The organism is Rhodococcus sp. no. 34 (assembly GCF_054589475.1).
The window spans coordinates 463,763-467,870 of sequence record NZ_BAAILK010000046.1; the positions used below are offsets into that span (position 1 = coordinate 463,763).

Sequence of the window (4,108 nt, forward strand, 5' to 3'; positions counted from 1 at the left end):
GCCAGCGACGTCGCGGTGCGCATGATCACTGCACTGCAGGTTCAACTGGCCGAGCAGGCTTGTGCGGTGGCCGTCGTCGATCCGCAAGGACTGCTGGGACAACGAAGTTCGAGCATCGACCCCGCCAGAAGAAGTGGTCGGGTTTTTGCGGACCTCGATTCCGCCATGCAGTGGTGCGAAGACACGCTGCTTGCGGTGCATTGTGAGGCCGATCGGCAGGCGTCGACGATCTCGATCGAGGACCACCCAGTTCTCGATGCTCTGTCCGCGGCACAGATCGAGGGATTCTCGGCAGAGTTGGAGACGCGAACCTATGCCCGCGGCGAGAAGATCGCCCGCCGAGGTGAATCGGCGTCTGGCTTCTACCTGATTCTCAGTGGCCAGGTCAGCACCATGTTCACCGACGCGCACGGGGTCGAGCACCGCATCACGACGCTGTCGGCCGGAATGACGTTCGGCGAGATGACGATGTTCCTCGACACTCCGTTCCTCAACGACATCCGCGCCGATTCCACGGTCACCGTCGCTGTCCTGACTCCGGAGCGATATGCAGAACTGACCGCACAGGCACCCGAGTTGAAACTTGCGCTGCTCGAACGACTGGCTGCGGGTGCCTACGAGCAATTGGACCTGATGTTGCGGAGTGTCATATCCGCCGGACGAATCGGATAGGAACCACACATGCCGACCACCGCCTTCACCTCGGAACCGTCCACTGTCACGGTGACCGGAACCGCCACTGCAACAGCTGTTCCCGACATCGTGCGATTGACGATCGGAGTATCGGTGACACAGACGGCCGTTTCCGACGCATTCGACGCCGTCGCGCGTCTGTCCACTGCGCTGACCGAGACCCTGCACGCGCGCGGTGTGCGCGGAGCGGACCTCACCACCGCCGGGCTGAGCGTCCATCCGCAGACTCAGTGGAGCGACGGAGGCCGCCAGGAGACAACAGGATTCACGGCATCGACAACTTTCCGAGTCGTACTGCGAGAGCTGGAGCCGGAAGCGGCGAACTCCCCCGCTGCCGTCATCGCGGCATGTGTATCGGTGGGTGGCGACGCGATTCGGCTCGACGGACTGGAGTTCGATCTCGACGACCGCAGCGATCTGGCGACAAGAGCACGCGAATTGGCCTGGACGGCAGCCGAATCGAAGGCCAGACAGTTCGCAGACCTGGCAGACAAAGATCTGGTCGAAGTCCTCGAGGTGCTCGAGGACTTCGACCAGATAGTGCCGATGCGCGGACGTGTCGCGGCGATGAAAGCGGATTCGGTCCCGATAGCCGTCGAACGCGGAGAGATCGAAGAATCGATCTCGGTCCGCGTTCGATGGGCTATGGCGTGACAACAGTAGTTCAGAAGACGCTGCCGGCAGTAGACCAGCCGGGCATGCGGATCAGCGAGTGAGGTTCTTCTCCTCGTTCTTCTCTTCGCGTTCTTCTTCGAACTTCTGCTCGGCGTCGGGGGTTGCCATGTCGATGGTGGTGCGCAACGGACGGTTCGGGATGAAGATGACCGACACGAGCGTGACCACGGCGACCACGGCTGCGACCAGGAAGATCCGTCCTGTTGCGTCGCCGTAGGCGAAGCGAACGATCTGCGAGACGAAGTCAGGCATATTGCTCAGGTCGAGGCCGTCCTGGAGGCTCTTCACCGCCACAGGTTGCTGCTCCGGCGGCAAAGCAGCGACCGAACTGCCTGTCAGTGTCTTTACGCGGGTCGCGAGAATCGAACCGAGCACCGAAACGCCGATCGCGCCGCCGAAGGTACGGAAGAACGCCACGATACTGCTGGCCGCGCCGATGTTCTCGACGCTGACCGTGTTCTGCACGGCGAGCACGATGTTCTGCATCAACATGCCGGTTCCCAGACCGACGATGGCGATGAAGATTCCGATGGTCCAGAGGCTGGTGGCGTGGTCGATCGTCGACAGCAGACCGAAACCGACCAGCAGGAGAACAGCGCCGGCGACAATGAAGGGCTTCCACTGACCGAACTTGGTGATCAGCTGTCCCGAGCCGACGGACGCGACGAGCATGCCTGCCACCATCGGGATGGTGAGCAATCCGGCTTCGGTGGGATCGAATCCACGTGCGGTCTGGAAGTACTGCGTCAGGAAGGTCGTTGCACCGAAGAGGCCGACACCAACGGCAATCGAGGCGATGATCGCGAGAGCAGTGGTGCGCTCGGTGATGATCTTGATCGGCAGAATGGGGTCCTTGACCTTGGATTCGACGAACATCGTCAGGCCGAGCAGGGCCAGACCACCGATGACGAAGTAGGCCGACTCCTTCGAGAACCAGGCGTAGTAGTTGTCCTGGCCGGCAAACGACACCCAGATCAGCAGGACGCTGACACCGGCGGTGAGCAAGGTGGCGCCCATCCAGTCGATGGAGACGTTGTCCTTCTTCACGGTCTCGACGTGCAGTGTGCGCTGAAGCAGGAACAGTGCGATGACTGCCAACGGAACGCACACGTAGAAGCACCAGCGCCAGCCGGCAGTGTCCACGAGGACGCCGCCGAGGATCGGTCCACCGGACATCGAGACGGCCATGGCCGCACCCATGTATCCGGAGTAGCGACCGCGATCTCGCGGCGGGATGATCGTGCCGATGATGGCTACGACGAGAGCGGTCAGACCGCCCATACCGATGCCCTGGATGACACGCGCACCGAGCAGCAACGGAACGTTGTGCGCCGCGCCGGCGATGACCGAGCCGATCACGAAGATGACGATCGCGGTCTGGACCAGGACCTTCTTGTTGTAAAGGTCGGCAAGCTTGCCCCAGATCGGCGTCGACGCCGCGGTGGCGAGCAACGCTGTCGTGATGATCCAGGCGTACTGCGTCTGAGTTCCGTGCAGTTCACCGATGATCGTGGGAAGCGCTGTGGAAACGATGGTGCTACTGAGCAGCGCGGTGAACAGCGCTGCGATGAGTCCGGTGAGTGCTTCGAGAATTTCGCGGTGAGTCATCGCGCCCGCTTCGCGAGCCGATCCGTCACCTCCGGTACTTGCCCGGGTTTCTCCTACTGTTGCTGCCATGTGCCTTATCTCCCAATACTTTCTACGCCCGTGTGCGGAACTGCCGGTGAGGCCTGCCGATTCGATGCGCCGAACGTCTCGTTGAGACGTTGCAGCGATGTCACTGCGGCCATGGCCTCTTCCTGGCTCCAGTCTTCGAGCATGTTGCGCAAACGCGCCGCACGCCGCTGCGTGGTTCTCCGTAAAACGTCGTGTCCCTCTTCCGATACTCGGATGCGGAACGCCCGCTTGTCAGCCGGATCGGGATTTCTCTCGACATACCCAGCGTCGACCAGATCCGACATTTGTCGGCTGAGCGACGACTGACTGACACACAGATCGACGGCCAATTCGTTCTGTCGGCACTCCCCACGCGCTGCCAGCATGAACAACACACTGACCAGCGCAGGCGGCAGCAGGCTGTCTGCACCGGTGGTGACCGCGGCTCGCAGCGATCTGCCGAACATGAAGATCGTGTCGACGAGCGCTTGGGCCGTCTCCGGCTGTACCGACATTGCCTACCCCTGAATTCGAGTGGCCCGAACGAGCCGTGACTTGAAAACGGAAAACTACTTGCAGAACGAAACTATACGATTAGTTGCGTAATGCAAGCAACTGTTGTGAACGCGAGAAGCGTCACACCGTTTCAGGGAAAGATTTCGGGACGTCTCAGCGTTCGAGGAGCGCGATGCACTCCATGTGGTGAGTCTGGGGGAACGCATCGAACGCCCGGAGGCCACCGATTCTGAAGCCCTGCCCCAGGTAGAGGCCGATATCGCGACCGAACGACGCCGGGTCGCACCCGATATGGACTATCCGCTCAGCGCCCGTTGCGGCGAGAGCTTCCACGACCGGACGGCCGGCTCCCGCACGTGGCGGGTCGAGCACGACGACAGCAGGCGAACGCTCCAGATCCGCGATGATGTTCTCGACGCGGGCGCTGTGGAAGCGCACCTGACCGAGATCGGACAGCGCTGCCTGCCCGTCCGCGACTGCACGCGCCGAAGATTCGACGGACTCCACCACGCCGGACGGACCGACAAGCTCGGCGAGCGCTGCTGCGAACACGCCGACACCGCCGTAG

Annotated in this window: 5 protein-coding genes; 2 read left to right on the top strand and 3 right to left on the bottom strand. The window is 62.1% G+C overall.

The window, feature by feature from the left end; all coding sequences use genetic code 11:
- Both ACYP01_RS23290 and ACYP01_RS23295 read left to right on the top strand, forming a co-directional pair.
- Positions 1 to 672: Crp/Fnr family transcriptional regulator (locus tag ACYP01_RS23290; RefSeq protein ID WP_459682698.1), on the top strand; the 672-nt coding region annotated here is incomplete at its 5' end.
- A gap of 9 nt (positions 673 to 681) precedes the next feature.
- Positions 682 to 1,347 (top strand): SIMPL domain-containing protein, encoded by a 666-nt coding sequence (locus tag ACYP01_RS23295; protein WP_459682700.1) that lies wholly within the window; start codon positions 682 to 684, stop codon positions 1,345 to 1,347.
- A gap of 51 nt (positions 1,348 to 1,398) precedes the next feature.
- Here ACYP01_RS23295 and ACYP01_RS23300 read toward each other — a convergent pair whose 3' ends face one another.
- From ACYP01_RS23300 to ACYP01_RS23310, 3 genes are all read right to left on the bottom strand, one after another.
- Positions 1,399 to 3,045: an MDR family MFS transporter gene (locus ACYP01_RS23300; protein WP_459682702.1), complete on the bottom strand. Its 1,647-nt coding sequence runs from the start codon at positions 3,043 to 3,045 to the stop codon at positions 1,399 to 1,401.
- 5 nt (positions 3,046 to 3,050) lie between these two features.
- Positions 3,051 to 3,539, bottom strand: coding sequence for a MarR family winged helix-turn-helix transcriptional regulator (locus tag ACYP01_RS23305; protein ID WP_003942624.1), 489 nt, complete (start codon positions 3,537 to 3,539; stop codon positions 3,051 to 3,053).
- Between the two features lie 154 nt (positions 3,540 to 3,693).
- The coding region (locus ACYP01_RS23310) for a class I SAM-dependent RNA methyltransferase (protein WP_459682705.1) at positions 3,694 to 4,108 on the bottom strand (415 nt) is incomplete at its 5' end.